Source organism: uncultured Roseovarius sp. (assembly GCF_947259555.1).
Lineage (GTDB): Bacteria > Pseudomonadota > Alphaproteobacteria > Rhodobacterales > Rhodobacteraceae > Roseovarius.
On the sequence record NZ_CAMYMD010000003.1, the window covers coordinates 1 to 20,551 of the forward strand.

At 61.7% G+C, this 20,551-nt stretch carries 20 protein-coding genes; 15 read left to right on the top strand and 5 right to left on the bottom strand.

Translation table 11 applies throughout. The features are described 5' to 3' along the window. The first annotated feature begins 292 nt into the window (after positions 1 to 292). From Q0X85_RS00455 to Q0X85_RS00470, 4 genes are all read left to right on the top strand, one after another. Complete coding sequence (locus Q0X85_RS00455) at positions 293 to 1,174, top strand: hypothetical protein (RefSeq protein WP_297767532.1); 882 nt, start codon at positions 293 to 295, stop codon at positions 1,172 to 1,174. A gap of 77 nt (positions 1,175 to 1,251) precedes the next feature. Then, positions 1,252 to 1,734, top strand: a complete 483-nt coding sequence (locus tag Q0X85_RS00460) for a hypothetical protein (RefSeq protein ID WP_297767535.1) — start codon at positions 1,252 to 1,254, stop codon at positions 1,732 to 1,734. A gap of 228 nt (positions 1,735 to 1,962) precedes the next feature. After that, positions 1,963 to 2,556: a hypothetical protein gene (locus tag Q0X85_RS00465; RefSeq protein ID WP_297767537.1), complete on the top strand. Its 594-nt coding sequence runs from the start codon at positions 1,963 to 1,965 to the stop codon at positions 2,554 to 2,556. A gap of 115 nt (positions 2,557 to 2,671) precedes the next feature. Beyond that, positions 2,672 to 3,895, top strand: coding sequence for an MFS transporter (locus Q0X85_RS00470; RefSeq protein WP_297767539.1), 1,224 nt, complete (start codon positions 2,672 to 2,674; stop codon positions 3,893 to 3,895). On the opposite strand, the gene Q0X85_RS00475 is transcribed toward Q0X85_RS00470, so the two are convergent. From Q0X85_RS00475 to Q0X85_RS00485, 3 genes are read right to left on the bottom strand one after another with little or no spacing between them, the layout of a single operon-like run. Further along, positions 3,878 to 4,468: a Smr/MutS family protein gene (locus Q0X85_RS00475; RefSeq protein WP_297767542.1), complete on the bottom strand. Its 591-nt coding sequence runs from the start codon at positions 4,466 to 4,468 to the stop codon at positions 3,878 to 3,880. The two genes, Q0X85_RS00470 and Q0X85_RS00475, sit on opposite strands and share 18 nt — an antisense overlap. Beyond that, positions 4,465 to 5,505 carry a murein transglycosylase A gene (locus Q0X85_RS00480; protein WP_297767544.1) on the bottom strand — a complete coding sequence of 347 codons (1,041 nt, stop codon included), beginning with the start codon at positions 5,503 to 5,505 and terminating at the stop codon, positions 4,465 to 4,467. The genes Q0X85_RS00475 and Q0X85_RS00480 overlap by 4 nt, the downstream gene beginning before the upstream one ends. Continuing rightward, complete coding sequence (locus tag Q0X85_RS00485; protein ID WP_297767547.1) at positions 5,502 to 6,161, bottom strand: Tim44/TimA family putative adaptor protein; 660 nt, start codon at positions 6,159 to 6,161, stop codon at positions 5,502 to 5,504. The genes Q0X85_RS00480 and Q0X85_RS00485 overlap by 4 nt, the downstream gene beginning before the upstream one ends. A 109-nt stretch (positions 6,162 to 6,270) precedes the next feature. Here Q0X85_RS00485 and Q0X85_RS00490 point away from each other — a divergent pair, with 109 nt between their 5' ends. The 3 genes from Q0X85_RS00490 to Q0X85_RS00500 all read left to right on the top strand — a co-directional run bounded on the left by Q0X85_RS00490 (position 6,271) and on the right by Q0X85_RS00500 (position 8,846). Then, positions 6,271 to 6,738: an FxsA family protein gene (locus Q0X85_RS00490; RefSeq protein WP_297767550.1), complete on the top strand. Its 468-nt coding sequence runs from the start codon at positions 6,271 to 6,273 to the stop codon at positions 6,736 to 6,738. Between the two features lie 142 nt (positions 6,739 to 6,880). Continuing rightward, complete coding sequence (locus tag Q0X85_RS00495) at positions 6,881 to 8,083, top strand: Zn-dependent hydrolase (protein ID WP_297767553.1); 1,203 nt, start codon at positions 6,881 to 6,883, stop codon at positions 8,081 to 8,083. Positions 8,084 to 8,192: 109 nt separating this feature from the next. Continuing rightward, entirely contained in the window at positions 8,193 to 8,846 is a 654-nt protein-coding gene (locus Q0X85_RS00500; protein ID WP_297767556.1) for an alternative oxidase, read from the top strand. Between the two features lie 6 nt (positions 8,847 to 8,852). Here Q0X85_RS00500 and Q0X85_RS00505 read toward each other — a convergent pair whose 3' ends face one another. Both Q0X85_RS00505 and Q0X85_RS00510 read right to left on the bottom strand, forming a co-directional pair. Beyond that, positions 8,853 to 9,554 carry a response regulator transcription factor gene (locus tag Q0X85_RS00505; RefSeq protein ID WP_297767559.1) on the bottom strand — a complete coding sequence of 234 codons (702 nt, stop codon included), beginning with the start codon at positions 9,552 to 9,554 and terminating at the stop codon, positions 8,853 to 8,855. After that, positions 9,551 to 11,458 (bottom strand): PAS-domain containing protein, encoded by a 1,908-nt coding sequence (locus Q0X85_RS00510; RefSeq protein WP_297767562.1) that lies wholly within the window; start codon positions 11,456 to 11,458, stop codon positions 9,551 to 9,553. Before Q0X85_RS00510 ends, Q0X85_RS00505 begins: the two co-directional genes overlap by 4 nt. Positions 11,459 to 11,688: 230 nt before the next feature. Here Q0X85_RS00510 and Q0X85_RS00515 point away from each other — a divergent pair, with 230 nt between their 5' ends. The 8 genes from Q0X85_RS00515 (at position 11,689) to Q0X85_RS00550 (ending at position 20,524) form a co-directional block, all read left to right on the top strand. Continuing rightward, a complete protein-coding gene (locus tag Q0X85_RS00515; protein WP_297767596.1) occupies positions 11,689 to 13,632 on the top strand; it encodes an AMP-binding protein in 1,944 nt (647 codons plus the stop codon). Further along, entirely contained in the window at positions 13,629 to 14,450 is an 822-nt protein-coding gene (locus Q0X85_RS00520) for an ABC transporter ATP-binding protein (RefSeq protein WP_297767564.1), read from the top strand. The genes Q0X85_RS00515 and Q0X85_RS00520 overlap by 4 nt, the downstream gene beginning before the upstream one ends. 83 nt (positions 14,451 to 14,533) lie before the next feature. Further along, on the top strand, positions 14,534 to 15,523 hold the full coding sequence (locus Q0X85_RS00525) for a branched-chain amino acid ABC transporter permease (RefSeq protein WP_297767567.1): 990 nt from the start codon (positions 14,534 to 14,536) through the stop codon (positions 15,521 to 15,523). 84 nt (positions 15,524 to 15,607) lie between these two features. Then, positions 15,608 to 15,862, top strand: a complete 255-nt coding sequence (locus Q0X85_RS00530; protein ID WP_297767569.1) for a hypothetical protein — start codon at positions 15,608 to 15,610, stop codon at positions 15,860 to 15,862. A 1-nt stretch (position 15,863) separates the two neighbouring features. Then, positions 15,864 to 16,940, top strand: coding sequence for a branched-chain amino acid ABC transporter permease (locus Q0X85_RS00535; RefSeq protein WP_297767572.1), 1,077 nt, complete (start codon positions 15,864 to 15,866; stop codon positions 16,938 to 16,940). A gap of 100 nt (positions 16,941 to 17,040) precedes the next feature. Continuing rightward, complete coding sequence (locus Q0X85_RS00540; protein WP_297767573.1) at positions 17,041 to 18,327, top strand: ABC transporter substrate-binding protein; 1,287 nt, start codon at positions 17,041 to 17,043, stop codon at positions 18,325 to 18,327. 109 nt (positions 18,328 to 18,436) lie between these two features. Then, a complete protein-coding gene (locus tag Q0X85_RS00545) occupies positions 18,437 to 19,261 on the top strand; it encodes an ABC transporter ATP-binding protein (protein WP_297767577.1) in 825 nt (274 codons plus the stop codon). A gap of 42 nt (positions 19,262 to 19,303) precedes the next feature. Beyond that, positions 19,304 to 20,524 (top strand): phenylacetate--CoA ligase family protein, encoded by a 1,221-nt coding sequence (locus Q0X85_RS00550; protein WP_297767579.1) that lies wholly within the window; start codon positions 19,304 to 19,306, stop codon positions 20,522 to 20,524. Positions 20,525 to 20,551: the final 27 nt, after the last annotated feature.

Sequence of the window (20,551 nt, forward strand, 5' to 3'; positions counted from 1 at the left end):
AATGACATTCCAGACGATCAGCCCCGGACGCCATCATGAAGCAGCATCGCCTGACTTCGGAGAGAACCACGACCCCGGCGGACAACAAACCTAACGCCCTTGACACAACCGCGATCAGAGAACCGCTGCTCGTTGTAAGTTTACTGCAAATGCTGGGCATATCGTCTCAGAACCCACGACGTCGGCGCGCGGAAGTTGACGGCATCTTCGTATTTGGAACCTAAAAGAACTTGCCTTAAGTTGCCATGGGTTACAGGGTCAGCCAAGAGAATGTTGTTTAGAAAGGTCTAGTATGCAGATCGGCCTGCGAGTATATAAAGTCCAAGTTTATCACAACAACAAAGCTCAAATACTGGCGGCCGACAAAGGCCCGGCGGATATTCTTGTCTTTATTCGAAACTGTTGTGCTAATTTTTCAAAAAAACCTTTGGATGATGGGGCATCGAAGGTTGTTCGATTTGAACCAAGTAGTGACTTTAAGAACAGCGCTCACGGATTGCTGAAATATGGAAAATACGGATACGGATCGGAAGTAGAGGATCGGAAGTCCGGCGTGGTCGAGCATATCCGTACGGTAGATCAAGCCGACACGATCCCATTGTATTATAGGTTCTGGTTCGCTGCAGGCAAATCTTATGGCCTTATTGGCCTCCAGTCATTTGGTGGAAGTTCCTGCGTCGACATCGTGAATCGCGCACTGGTAAATACTTACGAGATGATGCATCCAGATTGGCGATTGACAATGTCGAAATTAATGCCGAACGATGCTAAATTGTATGGCAATAAAGTTGTCCGTTCTGTTCAGTTAGTTAAGAAAAACTCTAGCCAAAATATTGTTGATAGGGCTTTACGACCAACGGATGCAGATACAAAAATGGATGTGGAACTTTCCCTAAAAGCCAGAGGGAGGGGCAACTTTGGCAAGTTGAAAGATCTTGGCAATAAAATTGGCGACCACTTGGAAATTGGCGACCTGGCGTTTTCTGGCGCTTTCGCAAGTGTAAAAGTTGGGTCTTCATTTAAGAAGATCGGTGTGCTGGGCGTTTCCAGCACTGCTGGCGTCATAGATTTGACGGATGATGTTTTGCTGGACGCCAACAAGCACCCCTCTTTCGGTAGTGTTTCTAAGGAAACATCACGTCATATTGCTGATTTTGCGAAAATTCTCGGATGAACGGCCGACTCAACATAGGCTGTATTTTGCGAGACTTTTGGGATGGCTTAGTGCGAGATCTATCGGGCTTGCAGACTATGACTGTTATCGTGCCTTTCTACATTGCTCCACTGGGCGTTGGGGTAGCTGCTCACGCTTTTGACGTGCAAATTCCGGACGAGCAATTCTCGTCTCTAATCTCGGTTTACGCTATTTTTTCAGCGCTTCTTTTTGGAGCTCAAATTTCTGCTTTTTCTATTTTTAGAAATTTGACAGATTTACAGAAATCAAGAGTCGAGCCGGAAGAGGACGATTTGGTTTTGAGAGCGTCTGTGGAAGCCGATGCGGCCGAGAGAATTTCCGACCTAAAGTTGGCATTCAAAGACATAAACGCTAACATCTCTTATTTGATAATGACGGCAGTACTGCTGTTAAGCATCTTGTTAGTCTTTGCCATTTCAGAAGCCGCAAGCATATTTCTTAGTTCTGTAGTAATATCATTTACTGTGCATTTAGTGCTAGTTCTAACGATGGTTATCAAGCAGTGTCATCTGATTTTTACCGCCGCTTACTCTGAATGAATTCGCTTGACGTTCGGCTGCGTCAAGGCAACCAGCGTAGCGTTGGTATTATACCCACCACCCCCGTCATTCCCGCGAAAGCGGGAATCTCTATTCCACGTCTCACCCACCTCACGAGATCCCCGCCTGCGCGGGGATGACGGGTTAGAGACCCGGCGGGGTGCAATTCCCTCCACTTGACCAAATCCCGCGCTTCCCCCTCCGCGCAACCCGCGCTAAACACCTCTCATGGTTGTTCCGGTCCTGCTTCTGTTCCTGTCTCTTGTCGGTGTCGCCGTGGCACTGGTCCTGCCCGGCTATGGCGATTTCATCCTGCTTGCCGGGCCCTGCGCCATCGCCGCCCTCGTGGTGCTGCTGCGCGCCCTCGTCGCCCGGATCAAGGCCCCGCCCGCGCCCGAGGCAGAGCCGAACCGTATCCTGATCGACGGCTCCAACGTCATGCACTGGAAGGACAACACCCCGCAGATCGCCACGCTGCGCGAGGTCATCGGGCATCTGCGCGGCCTGGGCTTTGCGCCGGGGGTCATCTTTGACGCCAATGCGGGCTATCTGCTGACCGGCAAGTACAAGCACGATGACGCCATGGCCGGGTATCTGGGGCTGGCCGAGGATTGGGTGATGGTCGTGCCCAAGGGCACGATTGCCGACAGCTACCTGCTGACCGCCGCGCGCGACGTGGGTGCCCCCATCGTCACCAATGACCGCTACCGCGATTGGGCCGGGGAATATCCCGAGGTCGCCCAACCGGGGCGGCTCATCCGGGGCGGCTATCGCGACGGGGTGCTCTGGCTCGACGAAATCGCCGCGCCGGTGCCCGCCTGAGGGCGATTGAGGGCGCAGTTTTCGACACCGACGCAATACCGACAGAATACCGACGCGGGGACTGCCCGCGCGAAAACCGCTTTTCTCTCCCCCCGTTTCACGCAAGGAAGGGGACATGCCGATTCTCGCATTCCTCCGCGACAACGCGCCCTGGCTCACCGCCGGGGTGTTGCTGACCTTTCTCAGCAGTTTCGGGCAGACCTATTTCATCTCGGTCTTCGCCGGTGAAATCCGTGCGGGTTTCGGGCTAAGTCACGGAGAATGGGGCGGAATTTACACCCTCGGCACCACCGCCTCGGCGCTGGTGATGGTCTGGGCCGGGGGCCTCACCGACCATTTCCGCGTCCGCGTGCTGGCCCCCATCGTGCTCCTCCTGATGACCGGCGCCTGCCTCTTCATGGCGGTAAACCCGGTCTGGTGGCTCCTCCCCCTCGTCATCTTCGCCCTCCGCTTCACCGGCCAAGGCATGATGAGCCACCTAGCCGTAGTCGCCATGGCCCGCTGGTTCATCGCCAGCCGGGGAAAAGCCTTATCTATCGCGACCTTAGGCAACGCGGTGGGGGAGTCTTTGCTGCCCCTGATCTTCGTCTCATTGCTGATAGTCCATGACTGGCGGGTGCTTTGGGTGGCCGCCGCGGTAATGGCCCTGATCGGCATTCCGCTCCTCCTCCTGCTCCTCCGCCGCGAACGCACACCGCAAAGCTGGGCCCAGACCAGCCAGTCGCTCGGCATGGACGGGCGGCATTGGACGAGGGGCCAGACGCTGCGGCATTTCCTGTTCTGGTTCATGATCCCGGCGCTTCTGGGGCCCTCGGCCTTCAACACAGCATTCTTCTTTCACCAGGTGCATATCGCGGAAATCAAAGCGATTTCCCATGTCGAGCTGGTGGCGATGTTCCCGCTCTATACGGTGGTGGGGATCGGGTCGATGGTGCTCTCGGGCTGGGCGCTCGACCGTTTGGGCACGGCGAGGCTCTTGCCGTTCATGCAGTTGCCGATGGTCGTGGCCTTCACTCTCTTTGCGTTTTCCGAAGGGCCGGCGATGCTGATCCTCGGCTTTGTCTTTCTGGCGCTCACAACCGGGGCGAACAGCACCCTGCCCAACGCGTTCTGGGCCGAATTCTACGGCACCGCGCATATGGGCAGCATCAAGGCGATGGCGGCGGCGATCATGGTCTTCGGCTCGGCCATCGGGCCGGGGCTGACGGGGCTGGGTATCGACCTCGGCCTCGGGATCGAGGCGCAGTTTCTGCTGATCGCGGGTTATTTTGTCTTCACCAGCGTGATGATGGCCATCGGCGTGACCCGCGCCCGTCCGCAGCTATCGCTGACGCCGTAGGTAGATGTAATAAGCCCCGCCGCCGCCGTGTTTCAGATGCGCCTCGCTGATCTGCAGGACCAGTGGGCCGAGCGGTGCCATACGAAGCCATTGCGGCACGTTGTGGCGCAGCACGCCGTTGCGCACCGGAATAGGGCCGCCCGTGTCCCTGTCTTTGCCTTTACCAGTGACCACCAAAACCAGCCGCAAGCCCTCGGCGTAGGAACGCAGGATGAAGCCGGTCAATGCCGGATGCGCGCGCGCCATGGTCATGCCGTGGAGGTCGAGCTTGGCTTCTGGTACCAGCTTACCCCTCTTGAGGCGCTGAAACGCCTTTTTGTCCATACTGACCGGTGCTGCCGCAACACGCTCGGCAATACTGGGCAGGACGTCATCAGCGGGCCTCGCCTGTCCCTGACCGACCCTGAAATCCTCGATACGTGGAGGTGCGAGCGCATTTCGCGGGTTTCGGATCAGGGGCTCCGGCTTGTCCTTTGCTTCGCGGCGCGGGGACTCCGGCCGCATGCGTTGCGTCGTACGCGCCACCTGCTGCCAGAGCTCGAATTCGTCGGGGCGGACTCGTCGGCGGCTCATGGCTCTTGCTCCGGGAGCATGGCATAGGCGCGTTGAATGGGCATGAGCACCACCATGCGCCCCGGATCGCGCAACCGCCCCGCAGCGCGCCCTGCCGCATCGCCGGTGCCAAAGAAGATATCGGCGCGCTGTGCGCCCTTGATGGCAGATCCGGTGTCCTGTGCGACCATCAGGCGATGAATCGGCGCCTTGCCTGCTTTCTCGATCCAGACCGGCGCACCGAGCGGTACAAAGGCCGGATCGACCGCAATCGTCCGCCCCTCGGTCACGGAACGGTTCATCGCGCCAAGCGGTCCACGTTCCGCGGGCAAGCGGTCGAGCCGCCGAAAGAACACGTAAGACGGGTTGTGAAACAAGAGCTCGCGCCCCTCTTGCGGGTTGCGACGCACCCAGTTCTTGATCACTTCGGCCGAGACCTGATGTGCCTTGTAAACCCCGCGCCGGACGAGTTCGACGCCGATCGAGCGATAGGGATGGCCGTTGGCCCCGCCATAGCCAACCCGGATCACGTCGCCATTTCCCAGTCGAATCCGCCCCGATCCCTGGATTTGCAGGAAGAACAATTCGACCGGATCATCGACCCATGCGATCTCCAGCCCGCGACCCTTCATCATATCTGTTGTTTCGATCTGCCGACGCGTCAGCCAAGGGTTAGACGCCTTTGCCTCGGGCGGCTCGCGGTAGACCGGATAGCGATAGCGGCCACTCGGCTGGAGTGCACCGCTCAGTTCCGGTTCAAAATAACCTGTGAAAAGGGCTGTCTTGCCTTCAGAGATCATTACCGGTCGAAAAAACAACTCGAAGAAGGCACGCGCGTCGGGTTCTTGCTGTGCGAGGGCACACAGTGCGCCCCAATCAGGGTCTTTCATGTCGGGGCATGTGTTGAGAAATACCGCGAGCGCCGCGTCATGATCGTCTTCTGCCCACCCCTGCAAGTCGTCAAAGCCGAGGATTTTGTGGGTCACATCCTGTGAAAGGGCCGGTGCGGCGCACCATAGGCCCAACCACAGGATGATCCGCCACAGCGCCTGGGTCATTCGCCCGTTGCGACGAGCCGCCAGTTGGGGTCGTCCGATCCCATGATACGCTCATAGGTCCAGATGTCCTTTTGTCTTTTGGTTTGCCCGGGCGCGCCTTCAACTATTTCGCCCTCGGCGTCTCGAACCACCGAAATCAGCTCACCGACGCAGCGCACATCAATCTCGGCGCTTTTGGTTTGCGGATCGAGCCTCGCATCGACCAGAGCCAGATCCCGGACACCTACGAACTCGGCTTCGATGGTCAGCCCTTGTTTCTCACGGTCGTCCACAACCTGAGCGAAAGCTTCGTACACATCGCGGTCCATGAAGGGCATCACCTCATCTAGCTTGCCGCGTTCGAACGCCATTAGGATCATCTCATACGCACCACGCGCGCCTTGCAAAAAGCCTGTGACGCTGAAATCCGGCTCGATCCTCTTCATGTCCGCGAGCGCACCCGCAGCGTCAGAGTCTTCGGGCACGTGATCGATGATGTCGTGATCCGGCCCGCCTTCGATCACTTCAAATTCACGGCGGCGGCTGGTGTCCGGCGCGGTCTGGCCACGCGGTGGGCCTTCAAACCCGTCGCGCGTGCCCAATACGCTTTTCAGCCGTAAAATCAGAAAAATGGCGATACCGGCAAGAACCAGTAACTGCAAAATCGGCGAATTCATGGGCACCTCTTGTTGTGCGGGGCATGGCAAGCGTCGTCACTTGTTCTTATGTAGGTGAGAGGAATGGCCGAGTCCACCTTAAGGGTCATAAAACAAAGGAGGGTCACGCATGTGGCTTTTTCTGGCGTTCATCGCCGTGCCGCTGATCGAAATCGCGCTCTTCATCCAGGTCGGGGGAGCTATTGGCCTGTGGCCAACTCTGGCCATCGTGGTCCTGACCGCTGTGATTGGCACGTGGTTGTTGCGGATGCAGGGGGCGGTCGCAATGTCGAACCTGCGGCGTTCGTTCTCAGAGCTTGACGATCCGTCCGAGCCATTGGCGCATGGGGCCATGATCCTTTTCGCCGGTGCTCTTTTGCTGACGCCGGGGTTTTTCACAGATGGTCTTGGCTTTGCGCTCTTGATGCCGCCTGTGCGCCGGGTTGTCTTCGAGCAGATCCGTCGCAGGGTGCATGTGCAGCGCTTCGAGATGGGTGGGCGCCCGCCGCCGGCGGGTGACGATGTGGTCGATGCTGACTATCAGGAGGTCGATCCGGAGCGTAGTGAGCCGCGCGGTCCTGACCGCCGGCTGCACTAACGGGCGCACCGGCATAGCTGACCCAACAAGGCTTGTGGCTGGATCAATTGATCTATCATCGGCGAATACAGTTCCGGAGTGAAAGGCGTTGCACTGACCTGACAGGAATGTACGCTGCGTGCGTCTGGCAGGGAGAGAGGCGATGGTCACAGTTAACCCCGAGCGATTTCTAGCCGATCTGCACCGCCTGCGCGAATTTGGCGCGGCTGGCGTGGGCAAAGGCGTGGTGCGCCCGGCCTTCAGCGCGCCCGATATTGCCGCACGGGAATGGCTGGCCGAAGAGATGCGCGCGGCGGGCCTTACTCCGCAGTTCGACCCGGTGGGCAGTCTGTTTGGGCTGGCCGAGGGTAAATCGCTGCTGATCGGCAGTCACAGCGATAGTCAGCCCGAGGGTGGCTGGCTCGACGGGGCGCTCGGCGTCATCGCCGGGCTGGAGATTGCCCGCGCGAGTGTCGAGGCGGATGGGCCGCCCGTCTCAGTCGTGTCGTTTCAGGATGAGGAGGGGCGTTTTGGCGTCACCACCGGCAGCGCGATCTGGTCCGGCAACCTGAGCCTTGAGGAGGCCGACCGGCAGACCGACCGCGAGGGCGTGAGTTTTGCCGAGGCGCGCGCGGGCATGGCGCACCTGGCGGGCGAGTTCATCGACCCTGCCCGCTTCACCGGCTTTCTGGAAATGCATATCGAGCAGGGCCCGTGGCTCGAACAGGCGGGCGAGGCGGTGGGGGTCGTCACCGATATCGTCGGCATTCGCGACATGCGGATCACGCTGGAGGGCCAGCAGAACCACGCGGGCACCACCCCGATGCACCTGCGGCGCGACGCCTTTCAGGGGGTGGCGCGGTTCAACAGCCTGATCAATGAGCGGTTCCGCAACGTGGTGACGCCGCAGACGGTCTGGACCATCGGGCATGTGCGGCTGCACCCCGACGCGCATTCCATCGTGCCGGGGCAGGCAGTATTTTCCATGCAGTGGCGTGACGGCGACGCGGACCGGCTGCGCCGGATGGAGGAGATCATTCGCGACACCGCCGCAGAGGTGGCGGAGGACATGGGGCTTGGCCTGAGTTTCGGCGACATGCTGGGGCTGCAGCCGGTGCCGATGGATGGGCGGCTTCGTGCGGCGCTTTGCGATAGTGCCGAGGCTGTGGCGCCGGGCCGCTGGCGGCAGATGCAGTCGGGCGCGCTGCATGATGCGACCAATGTCTCGCGTCTGATGCCTGCGGCGATGCTGTTCGTGCCCTCGATCGACGGGATCAGCCACGCCTTTGCCGAGGACACCGCCGAGGCCGATCTGGTCGCCGGGCTGGAGGTGCTGGCGGCGGCGGCGGCGCGGGTCGGGGGGTAAGGCCGTCACCGTCCGGTGTGACCGGCGGAAGGATGCCGATCGCGCCTGGCCGGCATTCAAAAATCATCCTTCGTTCCCATCTGTCGACCAGAACAAGATGGAGGGCGACATGGCACGTGAGCCGCAGCGCGACCGCGACGAAGCTGAGAGTCCCGACACCCATCACACGCCGCGCGACATCCGCGACAGGATCGCGTTGCGCGTGGTCAAGACTATGCGCGTCTTTGCCGACGCGTTCTTTGCCGAGCGCTACGGGCACCGCGCCGTGGTGCTGGAAACGGTGGCGGCGGTGCCGGGTATGGTCGGCGGCCTGTTGCGGCATCTCAAGGCGGTGCGCCATATCCGCGACGACCAGGGCTGGATCCGCGATCTGCTCGACGAGGCCGAGAACGAGCGCATGCACCTGATGACCTTCATCCATGTCGCGCAGCCGACATGGGGCGAGCGGCTGCTCATCATGGTGGCGCAGGCCGTGTTCTACAACGTGTTCTTCTTCACTTACCTGTTCGCCCCGCGCATCGCGCATCGCATCGTCGGCTATCTGGAGGAAGAAGCGGTGGTCAGCTACACGGAATATCTGGACGAGATCGATGCGGGGATGCAGGAAAACGTGCCCGCCCCGCGGATCGCCATCGACTACTGGGGCCTGCCCGAGGAGGCCCGGCTGCGTGAGGTGGTGATCCGCGTACGTGCCGACGAGGCGCATCACCGCGACACCAACCACGGCTTCGCCAACCGGATCATGGAGGGGAGCGATCCGTGAGGGGGATCATGCCCAGCTGACATCCCCCAGAAAAATATACCCCGCGCCGTAGATCGTCTTGATCAGGCGCGGGTTCTTGGGGTCTTCGCGCAGCTTGGTGCGCAGGCGCGAGATGCGCACGTCCATGGCGCGGTCAAAGCTTTCGCCCGCTGCCCCGCCAAGCGCCTCCTGCATCGCATGCCGGGAAATCAGCCGCTTGGGGCGTTCGAGAAACAGCCGCAGCACCTCGCCCTCGGCATGCGAAAACGGGGTTTCCGTACCGCTCTCGTCCTCGAGCACGTAGCGGTCGAAATGGGCGGTCCAGCCGTTGAAGCGCGCCACCTCGCCGGTCTGGGGGCTGGGTGTGCCGCGGCGCAGGCGGGCGCGGATGCGGGCCACGACCTCGGCCGGGTCGAACGGTTTGATGATATAGTCGTCGGCCCCCAGTTCCAGCCCGGTCACCCGGTCCTGCACCTGTGCTCTGCCTGAGATGATGATCACCGTGGCGCCTTGTTCGAGTGCGAGACGATGCACGAGGGTCAGCCCGTCGCGGTCGGGCAGCGAGAGATCGACCAGGCAGACATCGGGATTGGCCTGCCGCAGGGCGGCCTCGAACTCGGTGGCGCGGCCAAAGGCCATGGTGCGAAACCCGGCCTCGGTCAGCGCATCGGCCAGCATCGTCCGGATCGCCGGTTCGTCGTCGAGAATGGTGACAAGTGGGGCTGTCATTGGCGGTCTCCGGCCGTGAGCGCGGCATCAAGCTGGGCGGCGGTGAAGGGTTTGCGCAGCACCGGCACGCGCGCGGCGGCGGCGCGGTGCAGCGGGTCGTCGGGCGGCAGCGAGGTCATCAGGACAAGCGGGCAATCGGGCGCGCGTGGCACGTCGGCCAGATCGAGCCCGGTGCGGTCGCCCTCCAGCACGATATCCGACAGCACGGCGGAAATCTCGGGCAGGTCGGCGATGAGCGTCGTCGCCTCCTCCACGCTGGTCGCCTCGATCACGGTGTGACCCGCGCCGCGCAGCATGTCGCGCAAGGCCGAGCGCAGGTCGGGGCTGTCCTCGACCAGCAGCACGAGGCCGGGAGGACGCGCGTCGCCCGCAGGGCGCAGCGGCAGGTGCAAGGCCACGCGCCCGCCGGTGTCGGTATTGCCCAGGATGATGCGCCCGCCCGCCAGTTTGGTCATGTCATAGACCATCGACAGGCCCAGCCCCGAACCCTCTCCGCCCTTGGTGGTGAAGAACGGGTCGAGCGCGTGGCGGATCGCCTCGGGGCTGAAGCCGGGGCCGGTATCGTCGAGCACGAATTCGAGCCAGATGTCCTGCAACGCCCGCGCGGTCAGGGTGATCCCGCCGCTGCTGCCACAGGCATCACGCGCGTTCAGGATGAGATTGAGCAATGAGTCCTGCAACATGCCCGCATCGAGCAGATAGCGGGCCTCGGTCAGCTCGCGTTTGATTTGCAGCGCGACGCCCGCGGGCAGGGCCGAGCGCGCCAGCGTCTCCAGATCGCTCAGAAAGGCCGTGAGATCGGTCGGCACCGGCTCATGCTCGCGCGGTCCGGTCATGTCGGCGATGCGGCCCAGCAATCCGCCGCCGCGTCGGGCGGCGGCAAGCGTGGCGTCTATCAGTTCGCGCGCCTCCTCGGGCAGGCCCATCCGGCCAAGCCGCGACTGCATGCCGAGGATGATCGTCAGCAGGTTCGAGAAATCATGCGCCAATCCGCTGGTCAGCTGCGCCGCCATCTCGCGCCGTTTGGTCTGTTGCAGGGCGGCGCGGGTCTGGCTTTCTTCGGTGATGTCCATCGACAGGATATAGACGCCGCCGCTGGAATGATCGGGGGTCAGCGCCACGCGGATGCGGCGCGAGCTTGGCTCGTGGGTGAACTCGAAGACCGACGGTTCGCCGGCATAGGCCTTTTCAAGCTCGGGTCTGATGATCGACCAGGGTTGCGGTCCCAGAACGTCAGCCGCGTGCCCCCCGATTAGATCGGTGCGCGAGCCGGGCATGACCGAGGTCAGCCGCCGGTTGGAATAGGTGTAGCAGCGGTCGGGGCCAACATGCGCGATGTGCGCGGGCATCATCTCGGCGGTCAGACGGGTGCGGGCCTCGGCTTCGGATATCTGACGCTTGGCCTCTTCGAGCGCGGTGATCGTCGCCTCAAGCTCTCGGTTGGCGGCCGAGAGATCCTCGGAATAGCTCAGCAACTGATCCGACAACTCTTCGGAGCGTGCGCGTAGCAGCGCCTCTTGCCGCTTGGTGCGGGTGATGTCGGTATAGACCGTGACCCACCCGCCCTGCGGCAGCGGCGTGCCCTCGACGCTGATTGTGCGGCCATTGGCGCGGGTGCGTTCCATGTAATGCGGCTCGAAGGCGCGGGCGATCTCGACCCGGGTGGCGACGAAGTCGTTGACATCACCGACATCGCCGTAATCGCCGCGTGTCGCGAGATAGCGGATCGTATCTGAAAAATCGGCCCCCGGCGTTACCAGCCGATCGGGCAGGGCGAACATTTCCTGAAAGCGCCGGTTGCAGACGGCAAGCCGCAGATCGCGGTCATAAATGGTGAGCGCCTGCTGAATGAGGTTCAGCCCGGCCATGGTCATGGCGTCACGATCGGCGTGGTTGGGGCTCATTCATCTTTCCTCCTGATCCTTGGCTAGCACCGGAGAGGGCGGTGGCAAAGACTGTATATGCGGCTGTTACAATTCGTAAGGTTTACGAAATGTTCAGGAAAAAGTTGACGGCGAGCATGTTTCCCGCACCCTTTGAGGAGAGGAGAATCGCCCCAAGGCGGTCGGAGGTCCGTTCACGCGGACAATTGGGAGGATAAAACTTGGCACAGCCGTCACAGGCGACGGACGGGATGGATTCCGTTCCGGCGCTCTTGCAACGTAACGCCACGCGATTTGGCGATAAACCCGCCTACCGCGAAAAGGAATACGGCATATGGCAATGCTGGACCTGGGCCGAGGCCGAGAAAGAGATCGAGGCGCTTGCGCTCGGCCTCATCAATCTTGGCGTGAACGAGGGGGATTTCATCGCCATCATCGGGCGCAACCGGCCGCATTTCTACTGGTCGATGGTCGCCGCGCAATCGGTGGGGGCGATCCCCGTGCCGCTCTATCAGGACGCCGCCGCCGACGAGATGGCCTATGTGATGGACCATTGCGGCGCCCGCTTTGCCATCGTCCAGGATCAGGAGCAGGTCGACAAGCTGATCGAGGTGCAGGAGGGGCTGCACCAGCTTGAGCACATGATCTATGTGGACCCTCGGGGCCTGCGCAAATATGACCATCACAAGCTGCACCGCTTCATCGACATACAGGAACAGGGCCGCGCGGCGCATTACGAATGGATCGAAGACCTCAAGGCGCGGCGTGAAAAGCTGACCTATGACAGCGTCTGTGTGATGCTCTACACTTCGGGCACCACCGGCAAGCCCAAGGGCGTGGTACTGAGCAATCGCAACATCATCGAGGCGTCAAAATCGTCCTCGGAGTTCGACAAGCTGACCCGCGACGAAGAGGTGCTCGCCTATCTGCCGATGGCATGGGTCGGCGATTTCATCTTTTCCATCGGGCAGGCCTATTGGTGCGGGTTCTGCGTCAATTGCCCCGAGAGCCCCGAGACCATGCAGACCGACCTGCGCGAGATCGGGCCGACCTATTATTTCGCCCCGCCGCGGGTGTTCGAGACGCAGCTGACCAATGTGATGATCCGGATGGAGGATGCGGGGCGGCTGAAGAAATGGCTGTTTGATCGCTTCATGGCGCATGCGCGTCGGGTCGGGCCGGCGATCCTTGACGGCAAGCCGGTGAGCGGAATGGACCGGCTGAAATACACGCTTGGCAACCTGTTCATCTATGGCCCGCTCAAGGATACGCTCGGGCTTGGCCGGGTACGGGTCGGCTATACGGCGGGCGAGGCGATCGGGCCGGAAATCTTTGATTTCTACCGCTCGCTCGGCATCAACCTGAAACAGCTCTACGGCCAGACAGAGGCCAGCGTGTTCATCACCCTGCAACCCGATGGCGAGGTGCGTTCCGACACCGTGGGTGTGCCCGCGCCGGGGGTGGAGATCCGCATCAGCGACACCGGCGAGGTGTTTTATCGCGGGCCGGGGACGTTCGAGTATTATTACAAGAACGACGAGAGCACCAAAAAGACCAAAGATTCAGAGGGTTGGGTCGCCACTGGCGATGCTGGCTTTTTCGAGGATGGCTCCGGCCACCTGCGGATCATCGACCGCGCCAAGGATGTGGGCAAGATGGCCGACGGGCAGATGTTCGCGCCGAAATACGTGGAGAACAAGCTCAAGTTCTATCCCAACATCCTTGAGGCCGTGGTGTTCGGGCATCAGCGCGAGCAGTGCAGCGCCTTCATCAATATCGACCTGACGGCGGTCGGCAACTGGGCGGAGCGCAACAATATCGGCTATGCCTCTTACCAGGAATTGGCCGGAAATCCGCGTGTGCTCGACATGATCCAGAGCCATGTGGAGGAGGTCAATCGCAGCCTCGCCGATGACCCGATGCTGAGCCATTGCCAGGTGCACCGCTTCCTCGTGCTGCACAAGGAACTCGATGCCGATGACGGCGAGATGACCCGCACGCGCAAGGTGCGCCGGGGCGTGATTTCCGAGAAATTCGAGGATCTTCTGGGCGCGCTCTATGATGGCTCGAGTGAGATTTATACCACGACCGAGGTCACGTATGAGGACGGGCGCAAGGGCGCGATCAGCGCCACGCTCCAGATCCGCGATGCGGCGGTGGTGCCGGTCGAGACAGCAAAGGTGGCGGCGGAATGAACGATATGACACCTGACGGATACACCACCGAGGACGGTCGCAAGATCGGTGCGGTGGTGATGGAGATGAGAAACATCACGCTGCGCTTCGGTGGTGTGGTGGCGATCCAGGATATCAGTTTCGATATCCGCGAGGGCGAGATCCGCGCCATTATCGGGCCCAACGGAGCTGGCAAATCCTCGATGCTCAACGTGATCAGCGGCTTTTACCATCCTCAGGAGGGTGAGGTCTGGTACAAGGGGGCGAAGCGTCCGACGATGAAGCCCTACGAAGTGGCGCAGCAGGGCATCGCGCGGACCTTTCAGAACATCGCGCTGTTTGAGGGGATGACGGTGCTCGACAACGTGATGACGGGCCGTATCCGGCAGATGAACGCGGGGTTGCTGTCACAGGCGATCTGGAAAGGTAAGGCCGAACGCGAAGAGGTCGAAAACCGAGAAGTCGTTGAAAAGATAATAGATTTTCTGGAAATTCAGCATATCCGCAAGACCCCGGTGGGGCGGTTGCCTTACGGTCTCAAGAAGCGGGTGGAGCTGGCGCGGGCGCTGGCGGCGGAGCCGTCGATCCTGCTGCTGGACGAGCCGATGGCGGGGATGAACGTCGAGGAAAAGGAGGACATGAGCCGCTTTATCCTTGATGTGAATGACGAATTCGGGACTACGATTGCCCTCATCGAGCATGACATGGGCGTGGTCATGGACCTCAGCGATCGGGTGGTCGTGATGGATTACGGCAAGAAGATCGGTGACGGATCGCCCGACGAGGTGCGGCAGAATCAGGCGGTGATCGACGCCTATCTGGGGGTGGCGCATGACTGATTTTTCCACATCGGTAACACGTCGGTATTGCGTCGGTATTGCGTCGGTGCCGCAGAACAACACGAAAAACGGAGGCTTGCGCCATGCCTGAGCAGTTTATCTGGGGAATGGAAGTGTTCCTGAACGGGCTCATGGCCGGGGTGCTCTATGCGCTGGTGGCGCTCGGCTTCGTGCTGATCTTCAAGGCGTCGGGCATCTTCAATTTCGCGCAAGGCGTGTTGGCGCTGTTCGCGGCCCTGACGCTGGTGGGGATCATGGAGGGGCAGGTGCCGTTCAGTCACCTGATCAACGCCGTCTTCGGCACCGATGTGCATCACTTCGGATGGACGGTGCCCGCGCTGGCCGCGATCCTCTTGACCATGCTGGTGATGGTGGCGCTGGCCTGGGCGGTCAATCAGTTCATCTTTCGCCATCTTGTCGGGCAGGAGCCGATCATCCTCTTTATGGCCACCATCGGCCTTGCCTATTTCCTCGAAGGGTTCGGGGACATGATGTGGGGCTCTGACATCAAGAAACTGGATGTCGGCCTGCCGCAAGGCATCAACAGCGTCATCGACGAGGTGACCTACAACATCTTCGGCTATGGCTTCTTCATCGACAATCTCGATCTGTGGGCCACGCTGGTGGCGGCGCTGCTGGTGATCGCGCTGGTGCTCTTCGCGCAGTTCTCCAAACATGGCCGGGCGATGCGCGCGGTGGCGGACGACCATCAGGCGGCGCTGTCGGTGGGTATCTCGCTCAAGTTCATCTGGGTGATGGTCTGGTCGCTGGCGGGCTTCGTGGCGCTGGTCGCGGGCATCATGTGGGGCACCAAATCGGGGGTGCAGTTCTCGCTCTCGCTGATCGCGCTCAAGGCGTTGCCGGTGCTGATGCTGGGCGGCTTTACCTCGATCCCCGGCGCCATTGTCGGCGGGCTGATCATCGGCGTTGGCGAAAAGCTGTTCGAGTTCATCATCGGCGCGCCCTATCTGGGCGGGGCCACGGAAATCTGGTTCGCTTATGTGCTGGCGCTCGTCTTTCTGGTGTTTCGGCCGCAGGGCCTGTTTGGGGAGAAGATCATTGAGCGCGTTTGACAAGAGCCGCATGGGCGACCGCGTGTCGCTGCGCGCCACGACACCCGCCCACCCAAGCCTACCTTCGAAGCCGGGGGCGATGCGATGCAAAAGCTGATTGCGATTGCCAATGTGGTGGCCTGGGCCGGGTTCTGGTCCTTCGGGTATCTGGCCTTCACCGCCGGGCCCGATCAGAGCGGGCAGATGGTGATTGCCGCCGTGCTGGCCGCGCTTGGCGGCGGGGTGGGCATGCTGGCCTATTTCTGGCTGGTGCGCCACACCGAGGCAACGGGCTATGCCAAGCCCGCCAACCGCGCGGAAAAGCGCGACGACGACGACATTCATGGGGAGGTGCTCTGAAATGTTTTACCGTGAAGCGGGGGATTTCAAGACCTCCTATACCGACGACAGTCAGACCTTTCCGATCAAGTTTGACCGCTACCGCTATTATGTGGTGCTGGTCGTGGCCTTTGCCGTGGTGCCCTTTGTCATCAACGACTATTGGGTGAACGCGGTCTTCCTGCCGTTCCTGATCTATGCCATCGCCGCCATCGGTCTCAATATCCTTGTGGGCTATTGCGGGCAGGTGAGCCTCGGCACCGGCGGGTTCATGGCCGTGGGGGCCTATGCCGTCTACAAGCTGATGACCAGCTTTCCCGAGGTCAGCATCTTTTTTCACATCATCCTCGCGGGCGGGATCACGGCGGGGGTCTGCGTGCTCTTTGGCCTGCCAAGCTTGCGGATCAAGGGCTTCTACCTCGCGGTGGCGACGCTGGCGGCGCAGTTCTTTCTCGTATGGCTGTTCAACCGGGTGCCGTGGTTTTACAACTACTCGGCCTCGGGCCAGATCAGCGCGCCGGAGCGGACGGTCTTTGGCGTGCCGGTCACCGGGGCGGAGACCGCGCCCTGGGCGGCCTATCTCTTTTGCCTCGTCTTTGTCGTCGCCTCGGCGATCATCGCGCGCAACCTGACGCGCGGCATGGCGGGGCGCAAATGGATGGCCATTCGCGACATGGACATCGCCGCCGAGATCATCGGGGTGAACCCGCTCAAGGCCAAGCTGTCGGCCTTTGCCGTCTCGGGCTTTTTCGTCGGGCTGTCGGGGGCGCTGTTCTTTGCGGTCTACCTGGGGGCCGTCGAGGTGGGCGAGGCGTTCGGCATCAACAAGTCGTTCCTTGTCCTCTTCATGGTGATCATCGGCGGGCTCGGCTCGATCTTCGGCAGCTTTGCCGGGGCGGCGTTCCTGGTGCTGTTGCCGGTGCTGTTGAAGAACACGCTGGTGGGGGGGCTTGGCTGGCCCACGGACCTCGCGGCGCATCTGGAGTTCATGATCGTGGGGGGGCTGATCATCGTCTTCCTGATCGCGGAGCCGCACGGGCTGGCGCAACTGTGGCGCGTGGCCAAGGAGAAACTGAGACTTTGGCCCTTCCCGCATTAGGGCGGGGCAGGGGTGGGGTGACACCCACCCTACGGCATTGGGCGCGGGAGGCCGCGTTCAAGGCAAGACATCGGATAAAAACCAAGGGAGGATAATACCGATGAGACAGAAACTGATGACGGCCGTGGCCGTTGCCATGATGGCGGCAAGCCCGGCGCTGGCCGAGCTGACCATCGTCGACACGAGCTATCGCACCGGGCCTTATGCCGCGAACGGCATTCCGTTCTCGGACGGGTATCAGGACTACTTTACCCTGCTCAACGAGCGTGATGGCGGTATCGGTGGCGAGATGATCAACCTCGTGGAATGCGAGACCGGTTACAACACCGAGAAGGGCGTGGAGTGCTACGAGGCCACCAAGAACGCCGGCGACGGCGCGCTGGTCTATCAGCCGCTTTCGACGGGCATCACCTATCAGCTGATTCCCAAGGCGACCGCCGACGGCATCCCGCTTCATACGATGGGCTATGGCCGCACCTCGGCCAAGAATGGCGCGGTGTTCAAGTGGGTGTTCAACTATCCCGCCAACTACTGGGACGGGGCGAGCCACGCGATCACCCATATCCTGAACGAGAATGGCGGTGATATCTCGGGCCGCAAGATCGCGCTGGTCTATCACAACTCGGCCTATGGCAAGGAGCCCATTCGCACGCTGGAAAACCTCGCCGAAAAGCATGGCTTTGAGCTGACGCTGCTGCCGGTCGACCATCCCGGTCAGGAGCAGAAATCGCAATGGCTGCAAATCCGTCGCGAGAAGCCTGACAATGTGATCATGTGGGGCTGGGGCGTGATGAACCAGGTCGCCATCCAGGAGGCCGTGAACATCCGCTTTCCGATGGATCAGTTCATCGGCATCTGGTGGTCGGGCTCTGAGAATGACGTGAAACCGGCGGGCGACCGGGCCAATGGCTACAAGGCGCTGACTTTCCACAACCTGGGCGACGATTACCCGGTTTACGCGGACATTCAGGAACATGTCGTGGGCACCGGCAATGCTGCGGGTGCGGGCGATCAGATCGGCAGCGTGCTCTATAACCGGGGCATGTATGCCGCGATGCTGGCCGCCGAGGCGATCAAGACCGCGCAGGAGATGCACGGCGTGAGTGCGGTCAATGCCGCCCAGATGCGCGACGGCATGGAGAACCTGGAGATGACCGAAGAGAAGATGGCGGCGCTGGGCCTGCCCAACTTCGGGCCGGAGTTCAAGGTGTCCTGCGAGAACCACGGTGGCAACGGCTTTGGCGCCGTGTCGCAATGGGATGCCGAGGCCGGTGAGTTCACCCTGATCACTGACTATTACCAGTCGGATCAGGAGATCATCTCCAAGCTGGTGGCCGAGGATTCGGCGCAGTTTGCCGAAGAGAACGGGATCGAGCCGGGCTGCTGAGCCGGATCATCCTATCCCGGTCGCGGTGCATGCCGCGGCCGGGGCGCTTGAGTATTTTTGGAAAGATGACGGCGGGGCGGTCCCTGTCTGTCTGCGACGGAGAGCTTTGATGCTGGATGCAAGCCCGAGTGACGAGACCCTTCTCGAGGTCAACAATATCGAGGTGATCTACAATCACGTGATCCTCGTGCTCAAGGGCGTGAGCCTGAGCGTGCCCAAGGGTGGCATCACAGCGCTGCTGGGCGGCAACGGGGCGGGCAAGACCACGACGCTGAAGGCGATCTCGAACCTGCTGAAATCCGAGCGCGGCGAGGTGACCAAGGGCACGATCCACTATCGCGGCGAACGGGTGCAGGATCTGCTGACCTCGGACCTGGTGAAAAAGGGCGTGGTGCAGGTGATGGAGGGGCGGCATTGCTTCGAGCATCTGACCGTCGAGGAGAACCTGCTGACCGGGGCCTATACGCGGGGCGTGAGCCGCGGTGAGATAGATGCCGATCTGAACATGGTCTACGATTATTTCCCACGCCTCAAGGAACGCCGCAAGTCACAGGCGGGCTATACCTCGGGCGGGGAGCAGCAGATGGTGGCGATCGGGCGCGCGCTGATGAGCCGCCCCGAGACGATCCTGCTGGACGAGCCGTCGATGGGGCTGGCCCCGCAGCTGGTGGAGCAGATTTTCAGCATCGTGAAATCGCTCAACGAGCAGCAGGGCTATACCTTTTTGCTGGCTGAGCAGAACACCAACGTCGCGCTGCGGTTCGCGCATTACGGCTATATTCTGGAATCGGGCCGGGTGGTGATGGACGGCCCAGCCAATGACCTGCGCGAGAACCCCGACGTCAAGGAATTCTACCTTGGCATGTCGGATGAGGGGCGCAAGAGCTTTCGCGATGTGCGCAGCTATCGCCGCCGCAAGCGCTGGCTGGCGTGAGCCTGTTCGCATTTCCCGAGACCCACGCCAGAGGATGATGGCATGACCGACTATTTCGACGCCCAAGAGACCCGCAGCGCCGCAGACCGCGCCGAGGCGCTGGCCCGCGACCTGCCTGCGCAGATCGCGCGGGCGCAAGGCTTGCCGGGCTATAATGGGGCCTTGGACGGGGTGGAGGCGCAGCGGGTCACGGATGCGGCGGCGCTCTCGGCGCTGCCGGTGTTGCGCAAATCCGATCTGGGGCGCGCGCAGGGCGCGGCGGCGCCGTTTGGCGGGCTGACCGGCCTGCCTGCCGCAGGATTTGCCCATATTTTTCAATCCCCCGGCCCGATCTATGAGCCGGGGGGCGTCAGCCATGATTGGTGGCGGATGGGCCGATTTCTGCATGCCTGCGGCGTCGGGCGGGGCGATATCGTGCAGAATTGCTTTGGCTATCACCTGACGCCTGCGGGCATGATCTTTGAGAACGGCGCGCGGGCGGTGGGGGCGGCGGTGCTGCCTGCCGGCACCGGCCAGACCGAGTTGCAGGCGCGCGCCGCGCATGACGTGGGTGTTACCGCCTATGCGGGCACGCCCGATTACCTCAAGGTCATTCTCGACAAGGCCGAGGAGATGGGGCTGGCCCTCAGGATCACCAAGGCGGCGGTGGGGGGCGGTGCGCTCTTCCCGTCGCTGCGCGCGGAATATGCGGAGCGTGGGATTCAATGCCTGCAATGCTACGCCACTGCCGATCTGGGCAATATCGCCTATGAGAGTGCGGCGCAGGAGGGGATGATCGTGGACGAGGGCGTGATCGTCGAGATCGTGACCCCCGGCACCGGCAATCCGGTCGCCGCCGGCGAGGTGGGCGAGGTGGTGGTGACCACGCTCAACCCCGATTATCCGCTGATCCGCTTCGCCACCGGCGATCTGAGCGCGGTGATGGAGGGGCAAAGCCCCTGCGGGCGCAGCAATATGCGCATCAAGGGCTGGATGGGCCGCGCCGATCAGACCACCAAGATCAAGGGCATGTTCGTGCGCCCCGAACAGGTGGCGGCTTTGGTCGCGCGACACGACACGATTTCGCGCGCCCGGGTGATTGCCAGCCGCGAGGGTGAGGCCGACGTGATGACTGTGCGGATCGAGGCCACCGGGGGCGAGGCCGATCATTATGCCGGGGCGGTGAGCGAGGTGCTCAAGCTCAAGGGCCGGATCGAGGTGGTGCCGCCGGGCAGCCTGCCCAATGACGGCAAGGTGATCGAGGATTTGCGCAGCTACGAGTGAGGGGTGCCGAAATCCTGAAAGGATTTC

Excerpts from the sequence above, each read along its gene's own strand:
- Q0X85_RS00455 (WP_297767532.1), top strand. The coding sequence starts at position 293 with ATGCAGATCGGCCTGCGAGTATATAAAGTCCAAGTTTATCACAACAAC.
- Q0X85_RS00460 (WP_297767535.1), top strand. The coding sequence starts at position 1,252 with ATGACTGTTATCGTGCCTTTCTACATTGCTCCACTGGGCGTTGGGGTA.
- Q0X85_RS00465 (WP_297767537.1), top strand. The coding sequence starts at position 1,963 with ATGGTTGTTCCGGTCCTGCTTCTGTTCCTGTCTCTTGTCGGTGTCGCC.
- Q0X85_RS00470 (WP_297767539.1), top strand. The coding sequence starts at position 2,672 with ATGCCGATTCTCGCATTCCTCCGCGACAACGCGCCCTGGCTCACCGCC.
- Q0X85_RS00475 (WP_297767542.1), bottom strand. The coding sequence starts at position 4,468 with ATGAGCCGCCGACGAGTCCGCCCCGACGAATTCGAGCTCTGGCAGCAG.
- Q0X85_RS00480 (WP_297767544.1), bottom strand. The coding sequence starts at position 5,505 with ATGACCCAGGCGCTGTGGCGGATCATCCTGTGGTTGGGCCTATGGTGC.
- Q0X85_RS00485 (WP_297767547.1), bottom strand. The coding sequence starts at position 6,161 with ATGAATTCGCCGATTTTGCAGTTACTGGTTCTTGCCGGTATCGCCATT.
- Q0X85_RS00490 (WP_297767550.1), top strand. The coding sequence starts at position 6,271 with ATGTGGCTTTTTCTGGCGTTCATCGCCGTGCCGCTGATCGAAATCGCG.
- Q0X85_RS00495 (WP_297767553.1), top strand. The coding sequence starts at position 6,881 with ATGGTCACAGTTAACCCCGAGCGATTTCTAGCCGATCTGCACCGCCTG.
- Q0X85_RS00500 (WP_297767556.1), top strand. The coding sequence starts at position 8,193 with ATGGCACGTGAGCCGCAGCGCGACCGCGACGAAGCTGAGAGTCCCGAC.
- Q0X85_RS00505 (WP_297767559.1), bottom strand. The coding sequence starts at position 9,554 with ATGACAGCCCCACTTGTCACCATTCTCGACGACGAACCGGCGATCCGG.
- Q0X85_RS00510 (WP_297767562.1), bottom strand. The coding sequence starts at position 11,458 with ATGAGCCCCAACCACGCCGATCGTGACGCCATGACCATGGCCGGGCTG.
- Q0X85_RS00515 (WP_297767596.1), top strand. The coding sequence starts at position 11,689 with ATGGATTCCGTTCCGGCGCTCTTGCAACGTAACGCCACGCGATTTGGC.
- Q0X85_RS00520 (WP_297767564.1), top strand. The coding sequence starts at position 13,629 with ATGAACGATATGACACCTGACGGATACACCACCGAGGACGGTCGCAAG.
- Q0X85_RS00525 (WP_297767567.1), top strand. The coding sequence starts at position 14,534 with ATGCCTGAGCAGTTTATCTGGGGAATGGAAGTGTTCCTGAACGGGCTC.
- Q0X85_RS00530 (WP_297767569.1), top strand. The coding sequence starts at position 15,608 with ATGCAAAAGCTGATTGCGATTGCCAATGTGGTGGCCTGGGCCGGGTTC.
- Q0X85_RS00535 (WP_297767572.1), top strand. The coding sequence starts at position 15,864 with ATGTTTTACCGTGAAGCGGGGGATTTCAAGACCTCCTATACCGACGAC.
- Q0X85_RS00540 (WP_297767573.1), top strand. The coding sequence starts at position 17,041 with ATGAGACAGAAACTGATGACGGCCGTGGCCGTTGCCATGATGGCGGCA.
- Q0X85_RS00545 (WP_297767577.1), top strand. The coding sequence starts at position 18,437 with ATGCTGGATGCAAGCCCGAGTGACGAGACCCTTCTCGAGGTCAACAAT.
- Q0X85_RS00550 (WP_297767579.1), top strand. The coding sequence starts at position 19,304 with ATGACCGACTATTTCGACGCCCAAGAGACCCGCAGCGCCGCAGACCGC.